Annotated in this window: 24 protein-coding genes and 1 riboswitch; of the genes, 6 read left to right on the top strand and 18 right to left on the bottom strand. The window is 61.1% G+C overall.

All coding sequences use genetic code 11. The annotated features are described in order from the left end of the window. Positions 1 to 114: 114 nt before the first annotated feature. Entirely contained in the window at positions 115 to 1,050 is a 936-nt protein-coding gene (locus HMPREF0183_RS03870) for an EamA family transporter (RefSeq protein WP_245527103.1), read from the top strand. Positions 1,051 to 1,136: 86 nt separating this feature from the next. On the opposite strand, the gene HMPREF0183_RS03865 is transcribed toward HMPREF0183_RS03870, so the two are convergent. From HMPREF0183_RS03865 to HMPREF0183_RS03835, 7 genes are read right to left on the bottom strand one after another with little or no spacing between them, the layout of a single operon-like run. Next, a complete protein-coding gene (locus HMPREF0183_RS03865) occupies positions 1,137 to 2,315 on the bottom strand; it encodes an aminotransferase-like domain-containing protein (protein ID WP_245527102.1) in 1,179 nt (392 codons plus the stop codon). Between the two features lie 59 nt (positions 2,316 to 2,374). Further along, complete coding sequence (locus HMPREF0183_RS03860) at positions 2,375 to 3,358, bottom strand: asparaginase (protein ID WP_005882983.1); 984 nt, start codon at positions 3,356 to 3,358, stop codon at positions 2,375 to 2,377. After that, entirely contained in the window at positions 3,355 to 4,239 is an 885-nt protein-coding gene (locus HMPREF0183_RS03855) for a prenyltransferase (protein WP_040347984.1), read from the bottom strand. The genes HMPREF0183_RS03860 and HMPREF0183_RS03855 overlap by 4 nt, the downstream gene beginning before the upstream one ends. After that, positions 4,236 to 4,586 (bottom strand): lycopene cyclase domain-containing protein, encoded by a 351-nt coding sequence (locus tag HMPREF0183_RS03850; RefSeq protein ID WP_005882979.1) that lies wholly within the window; start codon positions 4,584 to 4,586, stop codon positions 4,236 to 4,238. Before HMPREF0183_RS03850 ends, HMPREF0183_RS03855 begins: the two co-directional genes overlap by 4 nt. Further along, entirely contained in the window at positions 4,583 to 4,894 is a 312-nt protein-coding gene (locus HMPREF0183_RS03845) for a lycopene cyclase domain-containing protein (protein ID WP_005882977.1), read from the bottom strand. The genes HMPREF0183_RS03850 and HMPREF0183_RS03845 overlap by 4 nt, the downstream gene beginning before the upstream one ends. Then, positions 4,891 to 6,399 carry a phytoene desaturase family protein gene (gene crtI / locus HMPREF0183_RS03840; protein WP_005882975.1) on the bottom strand — a complete coding sequence of 503 codons (1,509 nt, stop codon included), beginning with the start codon at positions 6,397 to 6,399 and terminating at the stop codon, positions 4,891 to 4,893. The genes HMPREF0183_RS03845 and crtI overlap by 4 nt, the downstream gene beginning before the upstream one ends. Beyond that, on the bottom strand, positions 6,392 to 7,246 hold the full coding sequence (locus HMPREF0183_RS03835) for a phytoene/squalene synthase family protein (RefSeq protein WP_005882973.1): 855 nt from the start codon (positions 7,244 to 7,246) through the stop codon (positions 6,392 to 6,394). Before HMPREF0183_RS03835 ends, crtI begins: the two co-directional genes overlap by 8 nt. Before the next feature lie 59 nt (positions 7,247 to 7,305). On the opposite strand from HMPREF0183_RS03835, the gene HMPREF0183_RS03830 reads away from it, so the two are divergent. After that, complete coding sequence (locus HMPREF0183_RS03830; protein WP_005882971.1) at positions 7,306 to 7,854, top strand: hypothetical protein; 549 nt, start codon at positions 7,306 to 7,308, stop codon at positions 7,852 to 7,854. A gap of 194 nt (positions 7,855 to 8,048) precedes the next feature. Continuing rightward, a complete protein-coding gene (locus HMPREF0183_RS03825; protein ID WP_156798108.1) occupies positions 8,049 to 8,459 on the top strand; it encodes a hypothetical protein in 411 nt (136 codons plus the stop codon). A 3-nt stretch (positions 8,460 to 8,462) separates the two neighbouring features. On the opposite strand, the gene HMPREF0183_RS03820 is transcribed toward HMPREF0183_RS03825, so the two are convergent. The 9 genes from HMPREF0183_RS03820 to HMPREF0183_RS03780 form a co-directional block, all read right to left on the bottom strand. Continuing rightward, the gene (locus tag HMPREF0183_RS03820) at positions 8,463 to 9,161 is read right to left on the bottom strand and encodes a DUF2568 domain-containing protein (protein WP_005882967.1); all 699 of its coding nucleotides are present in this window, start codon (positions 9,159 to 9,161) and stop codon (positions 8,463 to 8,465) included. Between the two features lie 18 nt (positions 9,162 to 9,179). Continuing rightward, entirely contained in the window at positions 9,180 to 9,638 is a 459-nt protein-coding gene (gene ribH / locus HMPREF0183_RS03815) for a 6,7-dimethyl-8-ribityllumazine synthase (protein ID WP_005882965.1), read from the bottom strand. Continuing rightward, a complete protein-coding gene (gene ribB, locus HMPREF0183_RS03810; protein ID WP_005882963.1) occupies positions 9,635 to 10,945 on the bottom strand; it encodes a 3,4-dihydroxy-2-butanone-4-phosphate synthase in 1,311 nt (436 codons plus the stop codon). The genes ribH and ribB overlap by 4 nt, the downstream gene beginning before the upstream one ends. Then, positions 10,942 to 11,586: a riboflavin synthase gene (locus HMPREF0183_RS03805; RefSeq protein ID WP_005882961.1), complete on the bottom strand. Its 645-nt coding sequence runs from the start codon at positions 11,584 to 11,586 to the stop codon at positions 10,942 to 10,944. The genes ribB and HMPREF0183_RS03805 overlap by 4 nt, the downstream gene beginning before the upstream one ends. After that, positions 11,586 to 12,596 carry a bifunctional diaminohydroxyphosphoribosylaminopyrimidine deaminase/5-amino-6-(5-phosphoribosylamino)uracil reductase RibD gene (ribD, locus tag HMPREF0183_RS03800; RefSeq protein ID WP_005882959.1) on the bottom strand — a complete coding sequence of 337 codons (1,011 nt, stop codon included), beginning with the start codon at positions 12,594 to 12,596 and terminating at the stop codon, positions 11,586 to 11,588. Before ribD ends, HMPREF0183_RS03805 begins: the two co-directional genes overlap by 1 nt. 108 nt (positions 12,597 to 12,704) lie before the next feature. Beyond that, positions 12,705 to 12,829, bottom strand: a riboswitch (FMN riboswitch). Positions 12,830 to 12,876: 47 nt separating this feature from the next. Then, on the bottom strand, positions 12,877 to 14,277 hold the full coding sequence (lpdA, locus tag HMPREF0183_RS03795; RefSeq protein WP_005882957.1) for a dihydrolipoyl dehydrogenase: 1,401 nt from the start codon (positions 14,275 to 14,277) through the stop codon (positions 12,877 to 12,879). 12 nt (positions 14,278 to 14,289) lie between these two features. Then, positions 14,290 to 15,840, bottom strand: a complete 1,551-nt coding sequence (locus tag HMPREF0183_RS03790) for a dihydrolipoamide acetyltransferase family protein (protein WP_005882956.1) — start codon at positions 15,838 to 15,840, stop codon at positions 14,290 to 14,292. 2 nt (positions 15,841 to 15,842) lie between these two features. Then, positions 15,843 to 16,859 (bottom strand): alpha-ketoacid dehydrogenase subunit beta, encoded by a 1,017-nt coding sequence (locus HMPREF0183_RS03785; protein WP_005882954.1) that lies wholly within the window; start codon positions 16,857 to 16,859, stop codon positions 15,843 to 15,845. A gap of 14 nt (positions 16,860 to 16,873) precedes the next feature. Beyond that, positions 16,874 to 17,836 carry a thiamine pyrophosphate-dependent dehydrogenase E1 component subunit alpha gene (locus HMPREF0183_RS03780; RefSeq protein ID WP_005882952.1) on the bottom strand — a complete coding sequence of 321 codons (963 nt, stop codon included), beginning with the start codon at positions 17,834 to 17,836 and terminating at the stop codon, positions 16,874 to 16,876. 181 nt (positions 17,837 to 18,017) lie between these two features. Here HMPREF0183_RS03780 and HMPREF0183_RS03775 point away from each other — a divergent pair, with 181 nt between their 5' ends. Then, the gene (locus HMPREF0183_RS03775; RefSeq protein ID WP_169309658.1) at positions 18,018 to 19,271 is read left to right on the top strand and encodes a GAF domain-containing protein; all 1,254 of its coding nucleotides are present in this window, start codon (positions 18,018 to 18,020) and stop codon (positions 19,269 to 19,271) included. Positions 19,272 to 19,277: 6 nt separating this feature from the next. After that, positions 19,278 to 21,398, top strand: coding sequence for a RecQ family ATP-dependent DNA helicase (locus tag HMPREF0183_RS03770; protein ID WP_005882948.1), 2,121 nt, complete (start codon positions 19,278 to 19,280; stop codon positions 21,396 to 21,398). A gap of 68 nt (positions 21,399 to 21,466) precedes the next feature. Here HMPREF0183_RS03770 and HMPREF0183_RS03765 read toward each other — a convergent pair whose 3' ends face one another. Further along, positions 21,467 to 22,228, bottom strand: a complete 762-nt coding sequence (locus HMPREF0183_RS03765) for a DedA family protein (RefSeq protein ID WP_005882946.1) — start codon at positions 22,226 to 22,228, stop codon at positions 21,467 to 21,469. Next, positions 22,225 to 23,796: a carboxylesterase/lipase family protein gene (locus HMPREF0183_RS03760; protein WP_005882944.1), complete on the bottom strand. Its 1,572-nt coding sequence runs from the start codon at positions 23,794 to 23,796 to the stop codon at positions 22,225 to 22,227. Before HMPREF0183_RS03760 ends, HMPREF0183_RS03765 begins: the two co-directional genes overlap by 4 nt. A gap of 356 nt (positions 23,797 to 24,152) precedes the next feature. Here HMPREF0183_RS03760 and HMPREF0183_RS03755 point away from each other — a divergent pair, with 356 nt between their 5' ends. Then, positions 24,153 to 24,692, top strand: a complete 540-nt coding sequence (locus tag HMPREF0183_RS03755; RefSeq protein WP_156798106.1) for a peptidoglycan-binding protein — start codon at positions 24,153 to 24,155, stop codon at positions 24,690 to 24,692. The last annotated feature ends 35 nt before the right edge of the window (positions 24,693 to 24,727 follow it).

Here is a 24,727-nt window from a genome sequence, read left to right as displayed (position 1 = left end):
ATAATTAAGACTATCTTAACTCTATTGGGTAGAAAGAGTTAGTAGACGTGAAGCTATGGTTGCCCCCAGAATTGACTTCAGAGCACCTGTCCGCAACCCATGAAGGAGACTCTGTTGACTGTCCAAAGTCCCGATACCGGCATGGTTCCCGTCGTCACGTCGCACGAACCGTCGCAGAGCACTCCTGCCGCCGTCCACCCCGAGGTGGGAACCGGTGTGATGCTCATGATCGGCTCGTGCCTGTCGCTCCAGTTCGGCGCCGCCTTGGCCGTGTCCGTATTCCCCGTCATGGGGCCGCTGGGGACGACCTCGTTCCGCTTCGCCTTCGCCGCGCTCGTCGTCGTGGCTCTCTTCCGGCCCAAGTTCTGGACCTGGGACGGGAAGCAGTGGCTGTCCGTCGTCTGCTTCGGGGCGGTGCTCTCATGCATGAACGCGTTCTTCTACCTGGCGATCGACCGGCTGCCCATGGGCATTGCGGTCAGTTTGGAGTTCTTAGGCCCGCTGCTCCTGGCCGGCATCCTGTCGCGTAAGCTCCGGGACTTCGGGTGGATCGCTCTCGCCCTGGGAGGCATCAGCCTCTTCTTCTTCGACGACTTCAGCGGCGACACCCGGCTCGATCCTCTGGGTGTGGGGTTCGTCCTCGTCGCGGCCTTCTGCTGGGCCCTTTACATCCTGTGCGGCTCGTGGGTCGCCCAGCGGGTGCCGGGCACGGGCGGCATCGCCGGGGCTCTCGTCATCGGCACTGTCTGCCTCATGCCCTTCGGAGTGCAGTCGGCCCATTTCATCGTCGACGACCCCATGCTCCTCCTCTTCTGCTTGGGCAGCGGGCTGCTGTCCTTGGCGGTCCCCTACAGCTTGCAGTTCATGGCGATGTGCAGGATCCCCAAGTCGGTCTTTGGAGTGCTGCTGAGCCTCGAGCCGGTCTTTGCTGCCCTGGTGGGGTGGCTCATCCTGGGGCAGAGCCTCAGCGTCGTGGCAGTGCTGGCGATCGTGCTGGTAGTGACGGCCTCCGCCGGCTCGACCCTGGGTGCCCGCGCAAAGGCCAGCTGAGGTGGGCGACTGAGTCCGCGAAGAAGAATGTAGCAGACAGTCGGCCCGGGGCTTCTCAGCCCCGGGCTGCAGTCGCGCAAGCCGGATCAGAAGATCGTGCCGAGTCTGCGCACGCCTTCTTCAATGACGTCCGGTTCCGCAGAAACGAACGTCAAGCGCATGGACTGGTGGTTGGGGTTCTCCATGTAGAACGGTGCGCCCGGCACAAAGATGACGCCAGCGTCAATCGCTTTGTACACCAGTTCAGACGTGTCATAGCGCTCCGGTAGGTACACCCACACGAACATGCCACCTGAGGGTTCGGCAATGTATGAGCCAGCCGGCAGCACCTGGTTCAGAGCATCGACCTGGGTGCGCATGCGTTGGCGGTAGGTTTCACGTACCGGTTCCAGTTTTTTGTCCAGGTTAGTCGTCTCCAAGTAGTGCGCGACTGCAAGCTGGTCAATGGTCGAGGACTGGATGACGGTACCCTGCTTGGTCACCGTGACGCGTTCCAGGATTTCGTCGGGCCCGTGGATCCACCCGATGCGCACTCCGGGCGACAGCACCTTGGACAAGGACCCCAGGTAGAACGCGCGGTCCGCAACCCGGGGGTCTGCACTGATGGGCTGCATGCGCTCCTCGGTGAACCGTAGCTCCGAATACGGGTCGTCCTCGATGAGCCACATGTCCGACTCAGACAGCACCTGTGCAATCTGTTCGCGCCTGGAGGCAGGCATGGTGATCCCGGTGGGGTTTTGAAACGTGGGGATCGTGTATAGCGCTTTGGGGCGGTAGTACTGGATCGCCGCTTCAAGGGCTTCGGGTACTAAGCCACCTTCGTCGGTGTCGATCGCAACGAATTCGATCCCGTGCATCCCAAACGCCTGCAGGGCAGACATGAACGTGGGGTTTTCGCACAAGAGAACATCACCCGGGTTAAACAGGGTGTGAGCCAGCAGGGAGATTCCCTGCTGGGAGCCCGAGGTGATCAGGACGTTGCTCGCTTCTGCACTGATCCCGGTTCCGCGAATCCGCTGCGCTGCGGCTTGGCGAAGTTCCCATTCCCCGTCTGTGACACCGTACTGCATGGCACGCCCACCTTGCGTGTCGAACACGTGCGTGTAAGCGGCCTTGAGCCCTTCAACGTCGAAGAGCTTTTCGTCTGGGTGCCCACCGGCGAAACTAATGATGGCCGGGTCGTGCGCGATCTTAAACAGTTCCCGAATAGGGGACGGTGGCATCTGTGAAATGCAGTCATTTAGACGCGCTCGAATTGGTTCCATGAGAGTCATGGTAAACCGAAATTCCGGGGTGTAAAGAATCCGCTAAGGGCAGCTAAAAACTACTGTCTGAAGTAGCTAAATACGTCCTCAATTTTTGTACCCGACTCTAGCGCCAGAATGGTGAGAATCCGGGCTTTGCGAGCGTCCAACCAGCCGGCTGGAATCATCCCCGCGGCCTGCAAATCGAGTTCCGCCCCGGGGTATCCGTAGGTCGCTTCCAAAGTGCGCCCCGCGCCGGTGCGCGCGCAGTACACCACCGGCATTTGTGAGGCGAGCGCCGTGACCCGCTCAAGCACGTTGACAGGAACGTGCCCGCCACCCACACCCGCGAGCACGGCTGCACTGTATCCGGCCTGTTTGAGGAAGTCGACGTAGGCCAGCGAGTCGTCCAGCGTGACTTCCACGAGTGCCACCTGCGCTTTTTGAGCCGAGGCTTCGCGAGTGAGCGTGCCCGGCAGGGTGGCGGGCATGTGCAGGAACACCAGGCGGTCTTCGCTCACCCAGCCCAGCGGGCCCGCCCCAGGGCCGGAAGAAAATGTGGAGACCGAGGTGGTGTGAGTTTTGCGTACGAGCGACGGATCGTGCACCTCGTCTGCGAAAACGAGAACAGCGGGCAGCATCTGAATGCGCGGGTCGGCTGCCGTGATGATGGCCGAACGCACGTTCGCCGGGCCATCAGTGCCGGGAAGCGTGGGGTTACGCATCGCGCCGGTGGTCACGATGGGAATACCCGAATCGTTCATGAGCGACAGCGCGAACGTGGTCTCTTCCAACGTGTCAGTGCCCTGCGTGAGAACGACCGCCGTGGCGCCTTCTTCGCGCGCTTTCTTAGCCGATTCGACAACCTGGCTCACGTGGTCCAGCGTGATGGACCCGGACCCCACCTGCGCCACCTGCTCATATGTGACGTCAACAGGGAACGGGAGCGTATCGATCCGAGCCGTTTCGACGATCGCCTGCGCGGTTGCACTGGGCGCGACCCCGCCAGAGTCGCTGGCCGTTGACGCGATGGTCCCACCAAGAGCAACAATGTGAATCCTCATGCTCTCACCATACTGCTCCAGATCATGAGCATGGTGACGAAAAATCCCACGGCGTAGTTGAGTGGAATGAACAGCTTCCAGCCCGCATTGGCCGCCCCCGAGGTGGTATCAGTGATCTGCCAAAACCGTCCCGTGTTCGCAATGTACGGAACGGCGAGTAGCGCGCCCAACCAGACGGGGAACGGCGTGAACAACACCAGCCCACCAGCCACAACGTAGAGCACAACCGCTAACCGGACCGTGGCACGAGCCCCCAACACAGTGGCAATAGAGGCTAAACCTCCCTCACGGTCAGGTACCACGTCTTGAACCGCGCCGAACGCATGGCTGGCACATCCCCACAGGAAGAAAGCAACCAAGATGAGAACGACCTCGGCGGTGGGGGTGGACCCCACCAGCGCCAGACCAAACCATGCGGGGGACGAAAAGTGGGTAGACGAGGTGAGCGAGTCCAGGAATGGGACCTCTTTAAACCGCAGGCCCGCCACCGAATACGCGACCACCGCGAACATGCTCAACGCGAACACGCCCAGCGCCCACCAGTTCCCCGGGCCCAGGCCCACTATCACGGACCTGACCAGGAAATACGCAACGAACGGCAGGGCGCTCAAAGTTGCTGAGGCCAGGATGAAACGGTGCCTTGCAGGGTCGGCGAGCGCGCCTTCGACTCCGCCTTTGCGCGGGTTGTGGACATCGGAGGCGTAGTCGAACACGTCGTTGACCCCGTACATCACTAGGTTGTACGGGATTAAGAAGAACAGGCACCCCAACCACAGGTCCAGCCCTAAGGCCCCGCCGGCCAATACGTACGCGGCGCCGAACGGGAAAGCGGTGTTGATCCACGAAATCGGGCGGCTGACCTCGAGCAGCGTGCGCACTATGAGTCCTTCCGGTCGTGGTGGGCTGTGGTGCTGTTGGGGGTGCTTGCGCGGTCGCCACCTGTGCCCAGCAACTCCCACAGGGCGGGTAGCGCCAGCGCGGTGAACACCACGTAGGCCAGGTCTTCGACCGGCATGAGGCCAAGGCGGATCCCAAGGGTGTGTTCATTGGCGTAGAAGAACAGGCCCGCGGCGATCATGAGGTTGTCGAAGATGACCGTGAGGATCACCAACCCCACCAGGCACACCCAAAAACCGGTCCGCGAGAAGCCTGGGGTGCGTGCCCTGGCCAGTATCAGGAGCGCGGCCGCGGGAATGAGGAAGAACAGGTTGAACAGGGTGTACGTCATCGCCGGGCCACCAACTTTGCTAAACCGTAGAGGTTCATGGTGAGCCAGCACAAGAAAAACAAGAAGAACAGTTCTTCGACAGGCAAGTGCGGGGCCAGGTTCAGCCCGGTCATGTAGGGGGAGTCGCCTCGGTGGAAAACACCTGCGCCAATGCCCACGAAATCCCACGCCAACAGGCTGAAAAACCCTGCCGCGTGCACCACGGCGGCCCGGCCAGGGTGTGCGAACCAAAAGAGCTTAAATCGTGCATCCAGGATCGCCATACCAGCAATGGAAAACAGCAGGAAGCCCAGATATGCCCAGCTCACAGCGCCTCCACCGCGTTGTGCGCGCTGATCAGACACATGGGCAGGCCAACCCCGGGGGCTGCGAACGCGCCAGCGTGAACTAGGTTGTCCACGTGCGGTGCGCGCACGGGGTACCGGAACATCGCCGACTGGAACAGCGTGTTCGCAGGCCCCAGCGCTGTTCCTCGCCACGCGTTGAACTGCGTGGTGAAGTCCCCGGGGCCCGTCACCTTCTTCACCAGCAAGTGCGACTGCAGGTGCGGCACACCCACCCGTTCACCAAGCGACTCGATCACCCGGCTGGCATAATCACCCAGCCTGGCGCCCGTGAGGTGTGCGCTCGCCGGTGCGGGGATGAGCACGAACAGGTTTTCACACCCCGGCGGCGCCACCGTGTCGTCCGTGCGACTGGGCGCACACACATACGCCGAGGCCGGCTCCGGCAACCGCCCATCAACAAAAATCTGATCGAAGTTCGCGTCCCAGTCGCGCGTGAAAAACAGATTGTGATGCTCTAACGCATCCAGTTTGCGGTCCACGCCCAAAAGCAGCGTCACAGCGCCAATTCCCGGGTCGCGCCTGCCCCAGCCGCGGACGCTTCGAGTGCGCCTACCGGGTGGCAAGAGCGCGGTATCCAGGTGGTGGAGATCGCACGCCGCGATCACGTTCTCAGCCGGGAAAACCTCCAGCCCAGCCCCGCCCGAGGTGGTATTCGGCACGGTCCTGGCGACCACCTCGGCGATGGTGCGGCCTTCCAACGAAAGCGAGACCACCTGGGTTGACGTGCGAATATCCACCCCGCGGGCCCTGGCCAGGCGAGTGAGCGCACGCACAATTTCATACATGCCGCCGCGGGGGTACCGCACGCCGTCCACCACGTCCAGATAACTCATGAGGTGAAAAAGCGAGGGGGCGCGGCGCGGTTCGGTCCCCAAGAACACTGCCGGATACCCCAAAATCTGGCGCAAAAGCGGGTGGGTCACGGTGTGCGAAACCATCGTGTCCAGCGGGGAGGCCAGGAACCTCGGCAACCGGTGGGCATGCCTTGCCACCTGGGGTGACACGAACTCCCGCAACGACGAAAACCGGGTGTAGAGGAAGTGTTCAAGCGCTAAGTCATGGGTATCGCGCGCGGACTCAACGTAGGCATCCAAAGCCGGACCCACGCCCGGCTCCAACCGCTCAAACAGCGCGCGCACGCCCGCGTAGCCGTGCGGAACATCCACGGTGAGTTGGGGCGCGGAATCCAGGAGACCTCGGTCGCACACCCGGTAACCCGGGTCCAGCGTGACCAAGTCAAGGTGCATGTCCTCACCCACCGAGGCAAAAAACCGCTCAAACACCTGCGGCATGAGATACCAACTGGGGCCGGTATCAAACACGAACCCGGCCACTTCATGTAGCCCAGCGCGGCCACCCACCTGCGGATTCATCTCCAGGAGCGTGACCTGATGCCCCCGGTCAGCAGCCAGGATTGCGCTCGCCAGCCCGGCAACCCCGCCACCAATGACCACAGTCTCACTCATGTGCCCGCTCCCGCCGAGGTGTCGCCTGGCTCATCGCTTTCGCGGCCAGCGCCGCTTTTTTGGTAGGCGGGACTGAGATGCGCGTGCGCATGAGTTCGCTGGCGGGCACTTGTTCGATGCGGTCGGTGAGTTCAGCGAAAAGGTCGTGTGCGATGAGCACGCCCAAACGGGCGCGACCGGGGAGTAAGTCAATTGCGGGGCGGGCCACCGCGAGTTTCTGCCGGATGCGCGCGATCTCTTCGCGTTTCACCTGGTCAGTGAGTTCTTGAGCCACATAGGTGCGGTTGAGCACGCGGGCGTCATGCCCGTAGTCGCGCAGGAAATTAATCCGCTGGAACGCGTTACCCAACGCCCGCGCACCTTCTTCCACCTGTAGCGATGCTGGAGGTGCCCCGCGGAAAAATATCCGGACGCACATGAGGCCAACGACCTCGGCGGACCCATGAATATACGCGTCCAAATCCAAGGGTGGCTGACCTGCGATGTCAGAACGCATGGCGTCAAAGAACGGGGCCCACAGTTCGCGGGTGATGCCGCACTGCCGGGCGGTGTGGGCGAACGCGTGAACCGGCATGTCTGTGGAGAAGCCGGTGCGTGTTGCGGACTCGAGGCGGTCCTGAAAGTCGTTCACCAGGGTGAGCTGATCCTGTGGAGGCGCGGGGGCTGCGCCGTCGACGATCTCATCGGTGATGCGCACGATTGCGTATAGGGCGCGGATGCGGTCGCGGTCTGGGTTTTTCAATGCCGAGGTGGCTAATGAGAAAGACGTGGAATAGCCACGGATCACGCGGCTGGCGACCGAATAGCTCACCCGCGTGTATGTGTCGAACCCGGAACCGAAACTCATGGCCCCATCTTTTCATGTGCCCGTACAGTAGAACCGGAGCACTACCGAAAGGACATGGAATGCGCTTGGCCGGAAAGATCATCTTCTTCGTAGGAATTATTGGATTCGTGCTTGTGCTTGGTGGTGCGATCCTCATGGGCGTGTTCAGTTTTGGCAAGATCGCCTCAACGACTGACAGTCTCAAGAGGTTCAGTGCAACGACGAGTATTGATCACGATGGCGAGTCGAACCTCACGGTCTACGCGCGGTCATCTGGGGCAGCGGCTTCAGTGTCGACAGATTGCACGGTCGAAGGGCCTGGTGGCGAAGCCATGTACAAGGGTGGTTCGTCAGGGTATTGGTCCAGTGGTTCGGATGAAAAGTGGCACTACGCCGGTTCGTTCGAAGCGAAAACTGCGGGGAAATACACCGTCACGTGTGGTGGAGCGCTGAGCGATGAACAGCTTATGGTGGGGCCTCCGGTAGGGATTGGGTCCATCTTTGGTTTAACAGGATCCATTCTTATTGGAGTCTTTGGTGGCTTTGGTTTTGCTGGGCTGACCATCCTGGGACTCATCCTGTGGTTGGTGGGGCGTAACAAGCAGAAGAAGCAGGCTGGCTTTGCCTAAAGTACAGCGCTTCTTCATGCGCGGTCACGCGGGCACAAGTTTGAAAGGAAAACTGTGGAAAAAGCCGGACGGATCTTCCTCTTCGCAGGAATCATTGGGCTTCTGCATGTGTTTGCTGGCGCGAACACGTGGGCGGTTTCTGCGGTGTGGTGTTAGCGGCGCCCGGTGCCCAATTGAAGCCGTTCACCAACCAGATGACCTTTGAATATGAGGGCGAATCATCCTTTGCAGTTTACGGGTCATCGCGTGCTGCAGCAAAAGCGGTGCCACGGGAATGTAAGGTCGAAGGACCAATCGAAAAAGCCTGGTACCGGGGTTTTGGGTCAGGCACAGTCATTAGTGTTCGTGGACAAGGGTGGCACTATGACGGCAGTTTCTCTAATAGTACTCCTGGAACATACACCATCACGTGCGGTGGGGAACTGAAAGATCAGCAACTCATGCTGGGTCCCCCGATGCATTGGGCAGCCAAAGTGGGACGAGTGATGAACATAGTGATCGCCGTGTCGGGTGTCGTACTGTTCACCGGGGTCACCGCCCTGGGGTTCATCATGTGGATTAGAGGGCGCGAAGAACTGGATCAACCGTCACGGTTATTTGGGTAGCGTTCAGCGCTTGTTCTTGCGGGGTCGCTTAGGCGTTTCACCAACGATACGGGCGGCCGTCGATCCACCAGTTTGCTCTTTGCCGACTTTTGCCTCACCAGCTTGAGCTTCACGGGCAAGCCGGGCTTCACGCCGGGACATGAACTGCCCGGTCCGTTGTTCGCCCGAGGTCGCTTGCACTCCCGGCACAATGCGGGGGCCACGGTTTGACGGAGTGCGGCGCGGGTCCGCCCTACGGTCCGCCGCAAGGTCCCCGTTTCGCTCAGAGCCACGCTCGGCCCCAGCACGGCCCGCCCCACGTTCCGCGTCGCGGCGAGCGTCGGTGACGAGCCTGGCTTGGCCACCGCTGTGCGGGTGGAGCGCCGGATGGGCCTTGAACACGATGAGGATGCCTTCTGTGACAACCAAAAGAACAGCCAAGATAATCGCTTCAACCGGCAAGCCCGCTACCACGAGCCCAACAACAGCTAACGCGTAGAGCACCGCGCGTGACGCCACGACCGCAATAGGGCTACGGAAGAAAGCGCGCGAGGACGCAAACAGGGACCACACTGAAATCGTGGCGATCAGCGCTAGCGCTCCACACAGAATGCCTAACCATCCGCGCCCAAAAATGAGGAAAACAGAATATGCGATGGCTCCCCAACTGAGCGCTTCGGCAAAGTAGTGGAATGTGTGAATCACCTTGATGAACTGCGCCATATCGCGAATTCTACGCCCTCACATGTTCTTAAGCACGGCCAGGGTATTCAGCGCTGCGGTCATGGCTTCGTGACCCTTATCCTCAGACGCGCCCGGACCACCGGCGCGGTCGATCGCCTGTTGTTCGGTGTCACACGTGAGCAGACCAAACCCAACCGGCACGCGCGCGTCCAAGGACACGTGGTTCAGACCATCAGTGACAGCCGAACACACGTAGTCAAAGTGCGGAGTCTCACCACGGATCACCACACCCAACGCCACCACCGCATCAAACTGCGCGGCCGCTGCTTGGGCCACAACCGGCAGTTCGAAACTCCCCGGAACACGGAAAAGCTCCACTTCCACCTCGGCCTCTTCAGCGGCCCTGACCGCGCCCGCAATCAGCCCATCCATGATCTGGTGGTGCCACTGCGCTGCCACGACGGCTACGCGCGCTGACTGCTTAACGACGTCGATCACTGGTCCACCTGTTTTCATGCCCCTACCCTTTCGTGAGTGTTCAAAATGTGTCCCATACGCTGAGCCTTGGTCCATAAATAGCGGGCGTTGTGCGCAGTCGCCGGCACCTCAACCGGCACTCGCTCCACCACCGAAACCCCGTGTTCTTGCAGCCCAGCGACCTTGTCAGGATTGTTCGTCACAAGCCGCACCCGGGTCAGTCCGCAGGCGCGCACAACTGCGGCCACCTCGGCGTAGGAACGCGCGTCAGCAGGCAGCCCCAGCCGAGTGTTCGCATCCAACGTGTCCAGTCCCTCATCTTGGAGGGCGTACGCGCGAACCTTGTTCGCCAGCCCAATGCCACGACCCTCGTGACCACCCACGTACACCAGCAGGCCGCCGTGGTCGCTGATCAGGCGCAAGGATTCGTGGAGCTGTTCACCGCAGTCGCAGCGCATGGACCCGAACACATCGCCGGTCACGCACTCCGAATGCACCCGGACGAGTGGCGTGTCCTGGTGGTCGCCTGGGTGCCCAGCCGCTTCAGCTGGCCCGGGCCGTTCCAAGGTCACGTGTTCCGCGCCGCTGGGCCCGGTCCATGCGCGCATGGAGAACGTGCCCCACGGGGTGGGTAGGTCAACCGCCGAGGTGCCAGTCACCTGGCACTGCCCGGCACGAGGGTGCGGGGTTGCGTCGTGGGCATTGAGCCAAATCGCCAGGTCGTGGATGGACACGAGTGCAAGTTCGTGCTGGTCAGCGAACCGGCGCAGGTCTGGCGTGCGCATCATGGAGCCGTCGTCGTGAATGATTTCGGCGATCACCGCAACGGGTTCGAACCCGGCCAGGCGCGCAAATTCGACCCCGGCTTCCGTGTGCCCGTCGCGCTCACGCACCCCGCCGGGCTTGGCGATGAGTGGGAACATGTGGCCGGGACGGGTGAAGTCTGAGGTGTTAGAGCCCGGATTGGCCAGCAGGTTGGCGGTGTGTGCGCGGTCGGCGGCGCTGATGCCGGTCGAAACCCCGGCAGCCGCGTCACAGGACACCGTGTAGGCGGTACCTTTGGGGTCCTGGTTGTTGGCCACCATGGGGCGCAGGTCCAGTTCCGCTGCCCGTTCCGGCAGCATGGGCACGCAAATAACGCCCGAGGTGTGCCTCACCATGAACCCCATCCACTCCGGTGTGACGGTGTGGGCGGGCATGATGAGATCGCCTTCGTTTTCGCGGTCTTCATCGTCGACCACCACGATGGGGCGGCCCCGTTTGAGTTCGGCGATTGCGAGGTCGATTGAGTCAAGTTCAACCGGATTGGAAGCGTTGGTGTTGAGAGCAGCATCGAGCACAGTCATGAGTTTTCCTTTGTCGTACCAAACTGATTGAGGCGGGCGGTGTAGCGGGCGACCACATCGGCTTCGATGTTGACCAGGTCGCCCACTTGGGCTGTTCCGAAGGTCGTGTTTTCGCACGTGGCGGGTATCAGGGACACTTCAACCCAGTGGGCAGGTCCCACCCCGGCCCCAGGTCTTGCATCACTGACCGCGGTGACCGTGAGGCTCACCCCGTTGAGCGCAACGGACCCTTTCACCGCCATGAGTGGTGCTAAGTGTTCGGGAACAGACACGCGCACAATCCGAGACCCAGCCAGTTCAGTCACCGCGAGCACTTCGCCCACAGCGTCCACGTGCCCTTGCACAATGTGGCCGTCCAACCGGTCCGTCATAGCCAGGCATCGCTCAACGTTGACGAACGAACCAGCGCCCAAAGCCCCTAAATTAGTGAGTCGCAGGGTTTCTTCCATGACGTGAGCCGTGAAACGGCCGGCGCTCGCAGGCGATTCGGTTTCCGTGAGGCACACGCCGTTCACCGCAAGAGAGCCACCCGGCGGCAGGTCCGCAGTGAGCTCCCCGGTTTCTAGCACGATCCGCGCGTAACCGTCACGGTGCTCCGCCGCATGAACCGGTACCACTTTTTGCACAATTCCTGTAAACATCACACCTCTTTCATGAAGCGAGTAAAGGTATCGGAGCCCAGCGCTTCAGGCGGGGCATCGGGAACAAACCTGAGGCCTTGAGCCAGCGTGTCCACGCTGAGAGGCGCGCGGATCCCGTCACCTAACAGCAGAGGTGCGGTGTACACGTGGAGCTCATCGACAAGATCGTGTTGCAGAAAGTGAGCCATCAGCGTGGGGCCGCCTTCCAGGAGAAGGTGGGAAACACCTCGGCGGCGGAGGTCACGCAATCCCGCACCCACCTCCGAGTACGTGAGGGTGCGCGGGTTGCGCCCGAGGTGCGAATCCCCAGGCAGCGCAGTGGTTCCGAACACCACGGGGATGGGTTGGTGAGGAGAGTCACCAGTCCGGGCGGTCAGCCGCGGGTTGTCGGCGTGGGCGGTGCCGGTGCCCACCGCGATCGCGTCAACCCGGGCGCGCGTCAGGTGCGCGTGTGCCCGCGACTCCGCTCCCGTAATCCACTGACTCGTGCGGTCGCGAGCAGCCACACACCCGTCCAGACTTTGCGCAATTTTCGCGGTGATGAACGGCCGGTCGTGGGTGACGGCGGTGAACCAGCGGGCGTTGAGGCGGTGAGCTTGGGTGGCCACTTCGTGCGCCCATGACTGCCCGAGGTCGTTGAGGAACAGGACTTCCACGCCCGCCTCGGTGAGGGTCTGGGCGCCGCCGGAAGCTTGAGGGTTAGGATCACGGCTGGCGATAACGACCCGTGTGATGCCAGCGTCGATGATGGCTTGGGTACACGGGCCGGTACGTCCGGTGTGGGAGCAGGGTTCGAGCGTGACAACCAGGGTGGCCCCGGTTGTTGAGCGGGGAGAAGCGTTGCGGATCGCGTCAGGTTCAGCGTGTGGGGTGCCTGCGCCTTGGTGGTAGCCGGTGGTGAACGTGCCGTCGTCCCACAGCACTGCTGCGCCTACCAGCGGATTTGCGCCACGCACGCCACGGGTCGCGGCACCAAGAGCCGCGCGTGTGGCTGAGTGAAGAGCTTCCATCTGACCTCCCGTTTACACCGGGATGATGGAAGGCCGAGGTGTCCCCAAGTATCCACTGACCGCAGGGGTCACGTGGGTACGGGTACCCGAAAAGGGGTGCTAAGCACCCACAAGTTCCTCCCATCCAGACTGTAACTGTCGGTCTCGGAATTTCACCGAGTCAGCCGAAACATATGTTTCAGGTCGCGGACTGTAACCGCCGGTACGGACTTTCACCGTCCCCGGAACTTGTGGATAAACATAACCCTGTAGCCAGAGGAAAGCAATTCGTAGGCAAGAACTACATCGAATTGACTGGCCTGCCAAGTGCTGAAAGGACACTTTCGTGAACAGATTCAGCAAGCGACGGGTGCGGAATGATCGCGTGGGTGAACTCTTCCGCATCAGCGCCTGTCGCGTGTGCGACTGACAGGAGCGAAATCAGCTCCGTCGCGTCATGTCCCACGATGCTGCCACCCAGGATTTCACCAGAGGCTTCATCGACGAGCACTTGTGCGAAACCGTCGGTTTCCGTGGTGCCCAAGGCGCGTCCGTTCTCTGCAAAGCGGATCGGGCGAGCAACAGGGGAGTAGCCCTGTTCGGTTGCCTGTTGGGCGCTCAAACCGATCGACGCGACCTCCGGATACGTGTACGTACACCGCGGGACCCACGCCCGCCAATCCTTGGCAGGTGGAGTCCGGTCGAAGCCCGCAAGCGCGTTAATGCACACGAGCGCTTCATGTGAGGCCTTGTGCGCCAACATAGGGCCACCGGCAACGTCTCCGATCGCGTACAGCCCCCACGCCTCGGTCTTGCCAAACGCGTCGGTCCTGATGAAGCCACGCTCATCGCACACGTCGAACTCTTCAAGCCCCAGCCCCGCAGAGTTCGGCTGCACACCAACGGCCAACAGAACACGTTCTGCGGTGATGGTTTCACCGTCGACCTCGACGTCCACACCGTCTGCATGGGCGTTCACACCGTTGACGGTCACACCCGTGCGAACGTCGATCCCTTTGGCTTCAAAGGCCTTTTGCACCTGGGATGACGCAGCCTTCTCTTCAGCTGGCAAGAAGTCATCCGCCGCTTCAAGAAGGGTGACGTCCGAACCCATGTCGGCAAACAGCGAAGCGAACTCAGACCCGATCGCACCAGACCCAACGACCACCAGGGATGACGGGATCTCGGTTGTGGCCAGTGCGTCCCGGTACGTCCAAATACGGTCACCGTCAGGTTCAATCCCTGGCAAAGACCGAGGTGACGCCCCAGTTGCAATGACAACGTGCGTGGCGCGCAAATGCCGAGTTTCGCTTTCCATCTCAACGTCGACCTGACCCTTGCCAGCCACGGTTGCGGTACCGGCAAGGACCGTCACACCTCGCGCGTTCATGAGCCCAGCAATCCCGCTGGTGAGCGTCTGAGACGTCTGGCGTGAGTGGGCGACCAGCGCTGAATAGTCGATGTCAACCTCGCCCACGGCCACACCAACCTGGGCGGACGTCCGCAAGGTGCGGGCCACCTCGGCGCCGTGGAGCAACGCCTTGGTGGGGATACAGCCCCAGTTGAGGCAGATCCCGCCCAGTTCCGCGCGTTCGATCACCGCGGTGCGCAACCCCAGCTGGGCGGCCCTCCCGGCCGCCACATACCCACCGGGGCCCGCACCAATGACGATGACGTCGAACGAATCGTTTTCGGAATGCATGAAACGTTCTCCTTACACGACGATGAGGCTGGGGCTTTCCAGAAGCCTCTTGAGTTCAGCCGCGAAACGAGCGTTTGTCGCCCCGTCGATCACGCGGTGGTCAGCTGAAACGGTCAGCGGCAGAAGGTTTGCTGCCACTGGTTCACCGTTGTCATCGGGCACAAACTGGCGGCTTGCCGATCCGACTGCCAGGATCGCGACCTGTGGCGGGTTGATGATCGCGTCGAAGTGCGAAACTCCAAACATGCCCAGGTTCGACACGCTGAACGTGCCACCCTGGAACTCGTCAGGTTTCAGCTGACCAGCTTTTGCGCGCGTGGCCAGGTCCACCATGATGCTCGAGATGTCGCTGATGGTGCGCGTGTCCGCGTGGGTGACAATCGGGGTGATGAGGCCCTCTTCTGTTGCGACAGCCACCGAGATGTCCGCGTGTTCGAACTGGCGAATGACGTTTTCTTCCGCATCGAACTGCGCGTTCATCTCAGGGACTGCAACCAGCGCACGGGCAACAGCCGCAACGACCAGGTCGTTGACGCTGACCTTGAGATCACGGCGCTGAGCGTTTACCTCGCGTCGGAACTCGAGGAGCTTGTCGATGTTGGCGTGTGCCGTCACCCGGAAGTGAGGCGACTCCAAGTACGACTCTTTCAAACGCCCAGCAATGACCTGCCGCATTTGGCTCATGGGGACCTCTTGGGCGGAGTTTGAGACCGCCGAGGTGGTTTTCGGGTCCGCTGTCGAGTCAGCGGACGTATCCTGCGAGCCCCCGCTGAGGCGGCTGTGTGCAGCGACAACGTCTTCAACGGTGATGCGCCCAGCGCGTCCCGTTGGGCGACAGTCGCGCAGATTTACGCCCAACTCTTCTGCCTTGTCCCTGGCGTGTTCCGTGGCCGGAACATCCGCGTCGTCACCCACGTGCGGAACAAAGTTCACGCGCTCACGGTCGTTGCCGAACGTCAGCGAGCCACCTGCCTGTTTGACAGCCTCAACGAGGTCAGCAACCGTGACACGGTCAGCGCGACCGGTTGGGGTCACGGAGGACAGCTTGATGTCGTGTTTACGAGACAGGTCCAGAGCGTGCTCGGTTGCCGGAGCGGAGTCAAAGCCACGCAGTTCTTGCGGAATGTTCACCTTTCCAGCAGAGGCTTTGGAAGGCTTCTTCGCTTTGGGAGCAGGTGCAGGTTTTTCTGCCTTGGGGGCAGGTTCCTGTTTCTTCGTGGACTCTTTGGCTGGTTCGTTCGAAGACGGTTCAGGTGCCTCTTCGGGTGCAGCGCTCGAGTGTTCGGAGACAAACTTGTCGATGTCCTCAGCGGGTGTGTCCGCACCACCGATGACACCAATAAGCGCACCAACTGGGGCGGTTTCGCCAATTGAGAGTACCTGCTTGGCCAGGACACCAGCCTCGTCTGCTTCGATCTCGCCGGAAATCTTGCTCGACTCCATTGAGGCGATCGCGGTACCGGCAGAAACCTCGTCACCTTCGTTGACGAGCCATTCGGTGAGGGTTCCCTCGTCCATTGTCATGCCCCATTTAGGGACAAACAGTCCTGTAATCGTCGACATTTTTACGCCTCCACTACAGCGCGTACAGCGGCCTCAATCTTGCTGGGGCCGGGGATCCAAGCCTGTTCCAGAGGAGCGGAGAATGGCACTGGTGTGTGAGGTGGGGTGACGAGTTGCACCGGCGCCTTGAGTGAACTGAATCCCTTGTTAGCTACGAGAGCAGCGATATCGTGGGCGAATCCGCACCGGTTAGCTGACTCATCTGCAACGACTAGACGACCGGTCGCCGCGACCGATTCGAGGATGCTGTCTTCATCCAGCGGTGACGTGGTGCGTGGGTCAACAACTTCCACGCTAATTCCCTCTGATGCCAGTTTGTCGGCAACTTGGGTCGCATAGTTCACGCACTGGGCCAGAGCGACCACGGTGACATCGGTTCCACGGCGAGGGTATGAAGCGACACCCAGTGGGATCGTGTACGGGTCGTCAGGGACTTCCGTCTTCATGTCGTAGATCATCTTGTGTTCGCAGAAAATGACCGGGTCATCGTCGCGAATCGACTCCAGGAGCAGCCCACGAGCGTCGTACGCGTTAGACGGCACTACGCACTTCACACCCGCTGTTGACGTGAACAGGTGGTACGGAGAGTTGGAGTGCTGAGCGGCAGCACCAACTCCAGCACCAATAATTCCCCGGATCACCAGTGGAGTTGTTGCTTTACCGCCGAACATGTAGCGGAACTTGGCGGCTTGGTTATAGATGAGGTCGTAGCACACGCCAAAAAAGTCCATGAACATCAGTTCAGCTACTGGGCGTAGACCCGTCAGGGCTGATCCTGCGGCCAACCCCATGATCGCGCTTTCGGTGATAGGAGTGTCGATCACGCGGTCATCGCCAAATTCGGTCCACAGGCCTTCGGTCACACCAAAGACTCCTCCGAAGGCTTCGACATCAGGGTCAGGGTTGGTTCCCCCTTTACCCCCGCGCAAGTCTTCACCCATAAGAACGACATCGTTGTCTTCTCGCATGGCGTCAGCCATTGCGTTGCGAATTGCTTCGCGGAAACTCATTTCAGCCATTGGTGACTCCTAGGTCAGTATGAAACGTAAACGTCCGTGTGGACTTCTGACGGATCTGGTTGCTTAGCTGCGCGGGCTTTTTTGACCGCCTCGTCGACCAGCTCAATGTTTGACTCATCGATCTTGTCGAGCTCTTCTGCAGAAATTTGGCCTTCTACCTGAGCACGGAAGATCTGCAACGGGTCGTTTTTGGCCTTGTATTGGGCGACCTGATCTTGTTCGCGGTACAGTCCCGGGTCTCCTTCGAAGTGGCCGTAGTAGCGGTAGGAAACAGCTTCGATCACCGTCGGGCCACCTCCGTTGCGCGCACGGTGTACGGCTTCACGGGACGCCTGGTACATGTCGAAGAAGTTGTTGCCGTCCACGGTGACTGCAGGAAGTCCAAAACCTGCTGCGCGGGATGCGATGTCCTTTGAACCTACGGCGAACTCTGCGCCCGTAGCTTCACCCATTCCGTTGTTTTCGAAAACGAAAATGACGGGAAGTTGAAGGACAACCGCCATGTTGATGGCTTCAAAAGTGGTGCCTTGGTTCGAACCACCGTCACCAGTGAACGACACGGCGACATGGCCTTCGCCCCGATACTTAGCCGTCAATCCAGCACCCACGGTGATGGGTGGTCCACCACCGACGATTCCGTTGGCACCCAGCATTCCGGTGTCCAGGTCTGCGATGTGCATGGATCCGCCCTTGCCGTGGCACAGACCATCTTGGGCTCCAAAAATTTCGAGCATCATCTTGGTGACATCGCTACCTTTTGCGATGCAGTGGCCGTGACCACGGTGGGTTGACGCGATCTTGTCAGCAGGGGTGAGATTTTCACACATCCCCACCGCAATCGCTTCTTCACCTGCGTACAGGTGGATAAAACCGGGAATGTCGCCGGTGAGATTTTCCTTGTGTAAACGATCCTCAAACGCGCGAATTTTCGACATCTTGTCGTAAGCGCCAATGAGTTGTTCCTTTGTGGGCTCCATTGCCTGCCTCAATTCTTTTGAGTAGTGCTCCCTATGAACGATTCACACGTTAAGGACCAGGTGTGACGTGGGCAACGCTACGGCGGCGTGAGACATGCGGTTTTCGCATAAACACTGGGTAAGAGAGCGTTTGCAACATGTTGCAACTGTGGTGGACATAGGTTGTTTTGAGACACGTGGGGTGCGTATCCTATGTGGAATCCTGGTTGGAGGTCTTATGGTGAAATACCCGTGGGCGGAACCTGCGTTCGGATTCGATGACGATCCCAAAGAACGTGCCGACCAGCTCCGGCCGATCCATACATCGGCCGTGCGCCACGGCGCGCATGGGCGTGCCAACGGGCCACGACCTCGGCCGGTCATTGAAGCATCGTGGCAACGCGTGCGGAAAGCCGGAGTGCGGCAGGGCACGCCGGACCCGCAGATTAACCCGGACTCGGTTCCAGAAGCGTTTGACGGCATCCAGGAGACGCACGCGATTGATGCGAAAGCGCTCATTGACTTCATCACTCACGCGTTTGCGCCTGCGTTAGCGAACTCGCAACTGGTAGGGGTTCTTGCTCTGGAAGGCTCGCACGTTGCCATGCGGTTTGGAAGCAGAAGCGCGATTGCGCACGCCGACTCGATTGGAATGGTTCCAGGGGCACTGTGGTCAGAAACCGGAGTGGGGACGAACGCGATTGGAATTACTGCTCTGACCGGACGGCCTACGCAAGTGCATGGGCCGGAACACTGGTGCGTTGATCAACATGACTGGTCATGTAGTGCGGCCCCGGTTCGTAACCCGGCCACAGGACGGCCGATCGCCGTGCTCGACGTTTCTGGTCCAGTGTCACAGAGCCACCCAGCAGTTCTTGGGCTCGTGCAGTCCGTTGCATCACAGGTTGAACTGATGATGGAAGTGGAACACCGACGCAGGCTAGACGCACTCCGTGTCAAAGTCTTGCCTCAATTCCAGCACAGCGGTGGCCCGCTCATTCTGTGCGACCGCAACGGGTGGGTCCTGGGCGCGATTGGGGTTGAAGCACCTGACAAATTGGATCTTAATGCAGTGAATGACGAAGCGGTTCACCTGGTTCCTGGAATAGGGCCAGCCTCCTTGACCGTCAACGATGATGTGGTCGTTGTTACTCCTCTTGAACAAGCAGTTAACCGTGCGGAATATGTGCTCAACCCGGTGACGAACGAACTGCGATTTGTCGACAACAACGGTGAAAGTGTGTTCTCGCTGTCACCCCGCCATTGTGCGATTCTGCTTTGCCTCATGCACGCCACGCGCCCGCTGGACGTTCACGACATCGCCCGCGAGGTGTGGAGGTCCGCCGAGGTATCGCCAGTGACCGTGCGGGCCGAAATGAGTCGGTTGCGCAAACGGTTCCCTCACTTGGTGTCAGAGGCCCCGTATAGAGTGCTGTCAACAGTACACATTGGGTAGGGAGTAATGAGGGCTCGCGAAATCCTGACCGAACTCACGGGCAACCCTGATGCCCAGTTCCGGGACGGCCAATTTGAGGCGATCGAATCCCTGGTGGAGCAGCGTTCCCGCGTGCTGGTGGTACAACGCACCGGGTGGGGTAAATCTGCCGTCTACTTTGTGGCCGCTCGCCTGTTACGCGAACAAGGGGAAGGCCCCACGCTCATCATCTCCCCGTTGATTGCGCTCATGCGCGACCAAGTAGCTGCCGCCACGCGGGCTGGGGTAAAGGCGTTGACTATTAATTCGGCCAACGCCACCGAATGGGACGAGGTGGTAGAGCAGGTGCGAGCCGGCGACGTGGACGTGCTCCTCATATCGCCCGAACGCCTCACCAACCCCACGTTCGTCAACACGGTGCTCACCCCGCTAGAAAACACGCTAGGCATGATCGTGGTGGACGAAGCACACTGCATTTCAGACTGGGGGCACGACTTCAGGCCCGACTACCGCAGGATTGGCGCCCTCCTTGAACACCTGCCAGCCAACACCCCCGTGCTCGCCACCACCGCCACGGCTAACTCCCGTGTTGTGGACGACGTCGCCGCCCAATTGGGCCACAACACCCGCGTCATCCGCGGGCCCCTATCCCGCGCAAGCCTGCGCTTAGGGGTAGCCCAGACCACCTCGGCGGCCCACCGAATCGCGTGGCTCACCGAACACCTCAACGACTTCACCGGCAGTGGAATCATCTACACGCTCACCAAATCCGCGGCCCAAGACATCGCCACGGCGCTCAGCCACGCGGGCCACACGGTCGCCGCCTACACCGGCGGGACCGACCCGGAAGAACGGATCGAACTTGAGGACGCACTCAAGGGGAACGCCCTGAAGGCGCTGGTGGCGACCTCGGCGCTGGGGATGGGATTCGACAAACCAGACCTGGGGTTCGTTATCCACGTGGGTGCGCCCAGCTCAGCCGTCGCGTACTACCAGCAGGTGGGGCGTGCGGGGCGCGCGACCGACTCCGCGGACGCGCTCCTGCTGCCCGGGCACGACGACGAAAACGTGTGGGAATACTTCGCCAACGCCACCATGCCTAACGAGCAGGACGCCACCGCAGTGCTTGACGCGTTGGGGGATGAGCCACGGTCAGTCCCCGCGCTGGAACCACTGGTGGGCATCAAGCGTAACCGGTTGGAACTGCTGCTGAAAGTGCTCACGGTTGACGGGGCCGCCCAGCGGGTGCGCGGGGGATACGTGCGCACCGGGGTGCCGTGGACCTATGACGCTGAGCGTTACGCGGCCGTGGCCCAGACCAGGGCTGACGAGGCCCGCGAAATGCTCGCCTACGAAAAGACCACGCAGTGCCGCATGGTGTTCTTAGCCGGGACGTTGGACGACGGGACGGCTACGGCGTGTGGGCGGTGTGACACGTGCGCTGGTGTGTGGTGGAACGAATCCGTGAGCGCGCAAGCACAAACCGTGGCCCGGAGTGAGCTCGACCGGGTGGGCCTCATTATTGAACCGCGTAAACAGTGGCCGGCGCACTTGAACCGGATCGGCGTGAACCTCAGTGGGAAAATCCCCGCTGACCAGCAGTGTGAGCCGGGGCGCGCTGTTGCTCGGCTCAGTGACCTGGGGCCTGGGCAGGTGTTGCGCGAATTCCTGGCCCCCGGCGCGCCCGACCAACCGATCCCAAACCACATCGGCCAGCTGGTCACCCAAGTCCTCGCGCAGTGGGGGTGGAAGGCCGATGGTGGCGAGGGAAGCGGCAACGGAAGTGGCCTGGAAGGCAGTGCCCCACCTCGGCCGCAGGTTGTTGTGGCCGTGCCTGGTTTCACCCGCCCCAACGCGGTCGAATCCCTGGCCCGAGGCATCGCCACCACCGGGCGCATGGAGTACGCGGGGGCCCTGGACGCGCTGAAAGACCCCGGTAGCCCCGACGTCAACTCGCCGTTCCGGGTCAAGAACCTGCATGACGCCTTTGCTGTGAGCCCGGAGCTGGCGGCGCGCGTGAAGGGGCGGGCGGTGTTGCTGGTGGACGCCGAGGTCGTTTCCCGCTGGACCTTCGCCATCACCGGACGCTTGCTACGGGAGGCGGGAGCCACCTCGGTGTTGCCGTTCGCTTTGGCCCAAAGAGGGTAGGGCTTCCCAGCAGGCAGGCGTCAGGAGGGCGCGGGCAGGAAGGTGCGCCAACGCTCACACCGGCGCGTTTAGGAAGCCTGGCGTTTTTTGTTGCTGCGGAAGCTGGACCAGCCAACGAGCCCAAAGATCAGCGCAAAGGAAATAAAGATCGCGTACTTGTCGACGACTTTGAGCACGTCGACGGCAGGTTGGCCAATAACGTAGCCCAATGTGGCGAGCGCGATGGACATGACAAGTGCCCCAGCGGCCGTGACAAGGAAATACGGCAGAAACCGCACGCGGCTCCAACCCGCGATGAGCGCGACGATGGGGCCGGGAACACCGGGGAAACGGCTGAAGAACAGCATGAGGTAAAGCAGCCACCGGGGCATGCGCTTGATTTTCTCGAACTGACGCCTCTGTGCAGGGGTCGTCGCGTACAGCCTGAGTACACCTTCGCCCCACATTTTGCCGGCCAGCCAGAACAGCCAGTCAAACTTCAGCATGCCAAAGAGCCCCGCCAGGATCACCAGGGTGAGTGAACGGCTTTCAACTGCGGCGAAGGCTCCGGCGCCTGCGATGACCGTGCGGGCACCGGTAATAAGGGCGAGAACGGTGGGAATTTTCGCAATGAGGAAGGGGCGAAGAGGCAACAGCACCATGTAGAACGCCGGCACGCCAAAGAGGAACCAGAGGAGAACCTTGTCACCCGTGCGGGCCTCGCCTTCCCAGGGTTTCAAGTCTTTGAACGACTGCGGGCGTGGGTCAGTCCCTTGCGCCTGTGAGTCCGCCTGCGCCCGCGACTGCGAGCTTGGCTGTTCGTTTGGGGATGCGTTGTTGGGTTCGGTCATGAGGCCCTCTCGTTACTACCCAGTAAGGGTAAAGCGCGGGAAGGAGCATGGTCAAAGGCTGTGAACCGATCCATGAACGGGTGAGGGCACGTGCGGTCCTCGTAGCCAAAGACTCGGGTTGTGGGGTGTTCCCGTGTCCACGGCTCCCAACCCGGGTTGCCGGTGCGCGCGAACTGGACCCACGCCTCGCGCATACGCTGGCCAAGCGCGTGGTCCGCCTCTGTTGGGTTGGGGTACAGCATGTGGCCGTGGAAGGAACGGAACGAGTCGAACAGCGGCGGAAGGTCAGCCACGTGAGGCGAACCCATACCACCGTCCGGGTCGACAGCCAGCAGATACGAGTACGCGGGTGTGCCACGTTTTTGCGCGGCATCTGCGACTAAAAGAGTGGGCACGGTAAACATGTAGTCGGTTTGGACCCACTCAAACAGCTGTTCAGGTGTGACATCGCCCAGAGCCTTGACGTACTTCATGCTCAGTTCACGTGCCTGTGACTGGGCTGCCTCAAGGTCCCCGGTGCCACTCTGCGCGTTTTCCAGGAGTTGCGAGCCAGGCCCCACCATGCCCACCCGCTCATACGCGCGTTGCTGCGTCACCTCGGCGTTCATCAGGTTAGTGAACAGCCTGAACTCGTCGCGCGTGTGTCCAACCAGAACATCCACCCCGTCTGGGAGCGGTAAAGACCATGGGTCGGCAGGCAACACAGTGCCGTCGACCGCCGGAATCAAAGGTGGGGTGAACGCGGCCGCCTTGCCCCACCTAGGGAAATACCGGCCCTGCCCCTGCGAAAACGCCACCATGAGTTCTTCGCCCTGCTCGGGGGTGAGGTTGGTAAAGGACTGCGCGGTGGGTTCCGTGACGGGCAGGCCCATCTGGGCGGCGTGGGCTGCGAATTCCGCGGTCACGTCCTGGGCCAATTCTTTTTCCAGCACCATGGCGGGTGGGCTTTGGAGGATCGCGCGGTCACACAGCCCCTGGGCTTCTGGCATGACCAGCAGGCAGTGGATGGAGCCCGCGCCGGCGGATTCCCCAAAGACCGTCACGTTCGCAGGGTCCCCGCCAAAGGCCTGCGCGTTCTCCCGCACCCACCTGAGCGCCTGCGCCTGATCGAGCAGGCCACGGTTGGATGGCGCGTCCGGGAACTCCATGAAACCTTCGATGCCCAGCCGGTAGTTCACCGACACGAACACCACGCTCATCTGCGCAAACACCGCACCTATGTACAGCGGGTTCGCCGCCGAGCCTTCCACATACGCACCCCCATGGATCCACACCATGACCGGGGCGTTTTCAACCGGTTCGAGCGGCGCCCACACGTTGACGGTGAGCCAGTTGGGGTCTTCGGTCCGCTTGGGTCCGTCGCCCATGGGGTTGAACTGGGGGACGGGGTTTGAGAATCGCGTTGCGGGGAGGGGCGCCGTGTTTGGGGCGGCTTCAAACGGCCGAGGTGCCTGAAACCGATCTGCTCCCACCGGCGGGTGCGCGTAGGGGATTCCAGTCCAGCGTCGGGTGTCGCGTGAGGTAGTTCCTTCGAAAGTGCCCGAGGTCGTTGTCACGGTGAGGTTCATGTGTCCAAGCCTACGTGGGTGAGGGGTTCATTGAAGGTGAGGGCAATTTTCAGGTGAGAGTCAGGGATTGTCTCAGAATGCGATGGCCTTTCTTGCGTGTTCCGCATGTGAGAGCCGTTCGTGGTGGTGGTTCGGGTTTCGCACGGTCATTAATTGGCCAAGAAACGGTGAGATTCCTTTGATGAAAAAACGGTTGTTGAGGTCTCTGACCTGTGTGAACGTAGATATTGGCTCCGAGATTCGGTTCCTCGACTTCCCCGGCAGTTCAGCATGAGAGTATTTCGCATGAAGAGCACTGCAGATGACGCGAACTGGGGCCAAGGAAACGAGAACAATCCATGACAGGAGCGAACATCGTGAAGACAATTACCCGCATCACAACGAGCACCGCTATTGCAACCGGAATTCTCGCTGCAGGTGTCCTGGCAACAGGCCCAGCTATGGCAACTGAAGGCACCAAGCCAGCTTTCCCCGACGCGCAGGCTGTTGCCGCTGCTGATCTCAGCCCAGAGCAGGTTGAGAACGCAAAGACCATCATTCAGGTGGGTAAGGACAACGGCATTAGCCGCCAGGGCATCAAGATTGCTCTCATGACTGCATCACAGGAGTCCAACCTCATCAACGTCAACTACGGTGACCGTGACTCCTTGGGTCTGTTCCAGCAGCGCCCATCGGCAGGGTGGGGAACCCCTGAGCAGGTTCAGGACCCAGTGTTCGCTGCCAAGTCGTTCTACGGAGTGAACCCCGAGGTGTCCCCAAACGGTCTCCTTCAGATCCAGGGTTGGGAACAGATGGCGCCAGGTGACGCCGCTCAGGCCGTTCAGGTTTCTGCCTTCCCAGACGCTTACGCCAAGTGGGAAGGCCAGGCTGACGAACTTCTTAACCAGTACTTCTAGTCTTTGGTTAAAGGCGGGCGGCCCTGCGCAGAGTG

Source organism: Brevibacterium mcbrellneri ATCC 49030 (assembly GCF_000178455.1).
Taxonomy (GTDB): domain Bacteria; phylum Actinomycetota; class Actinomycetes; order Actinomycetales; family Brevibacteriaceae; genus Brevibacterium; species Brevibacterium mcbrellneri.
Note: the sequence above shows the minus strand (reverse complement) of the source record. Positions and strands in the feature narration are given on the sequence as shown.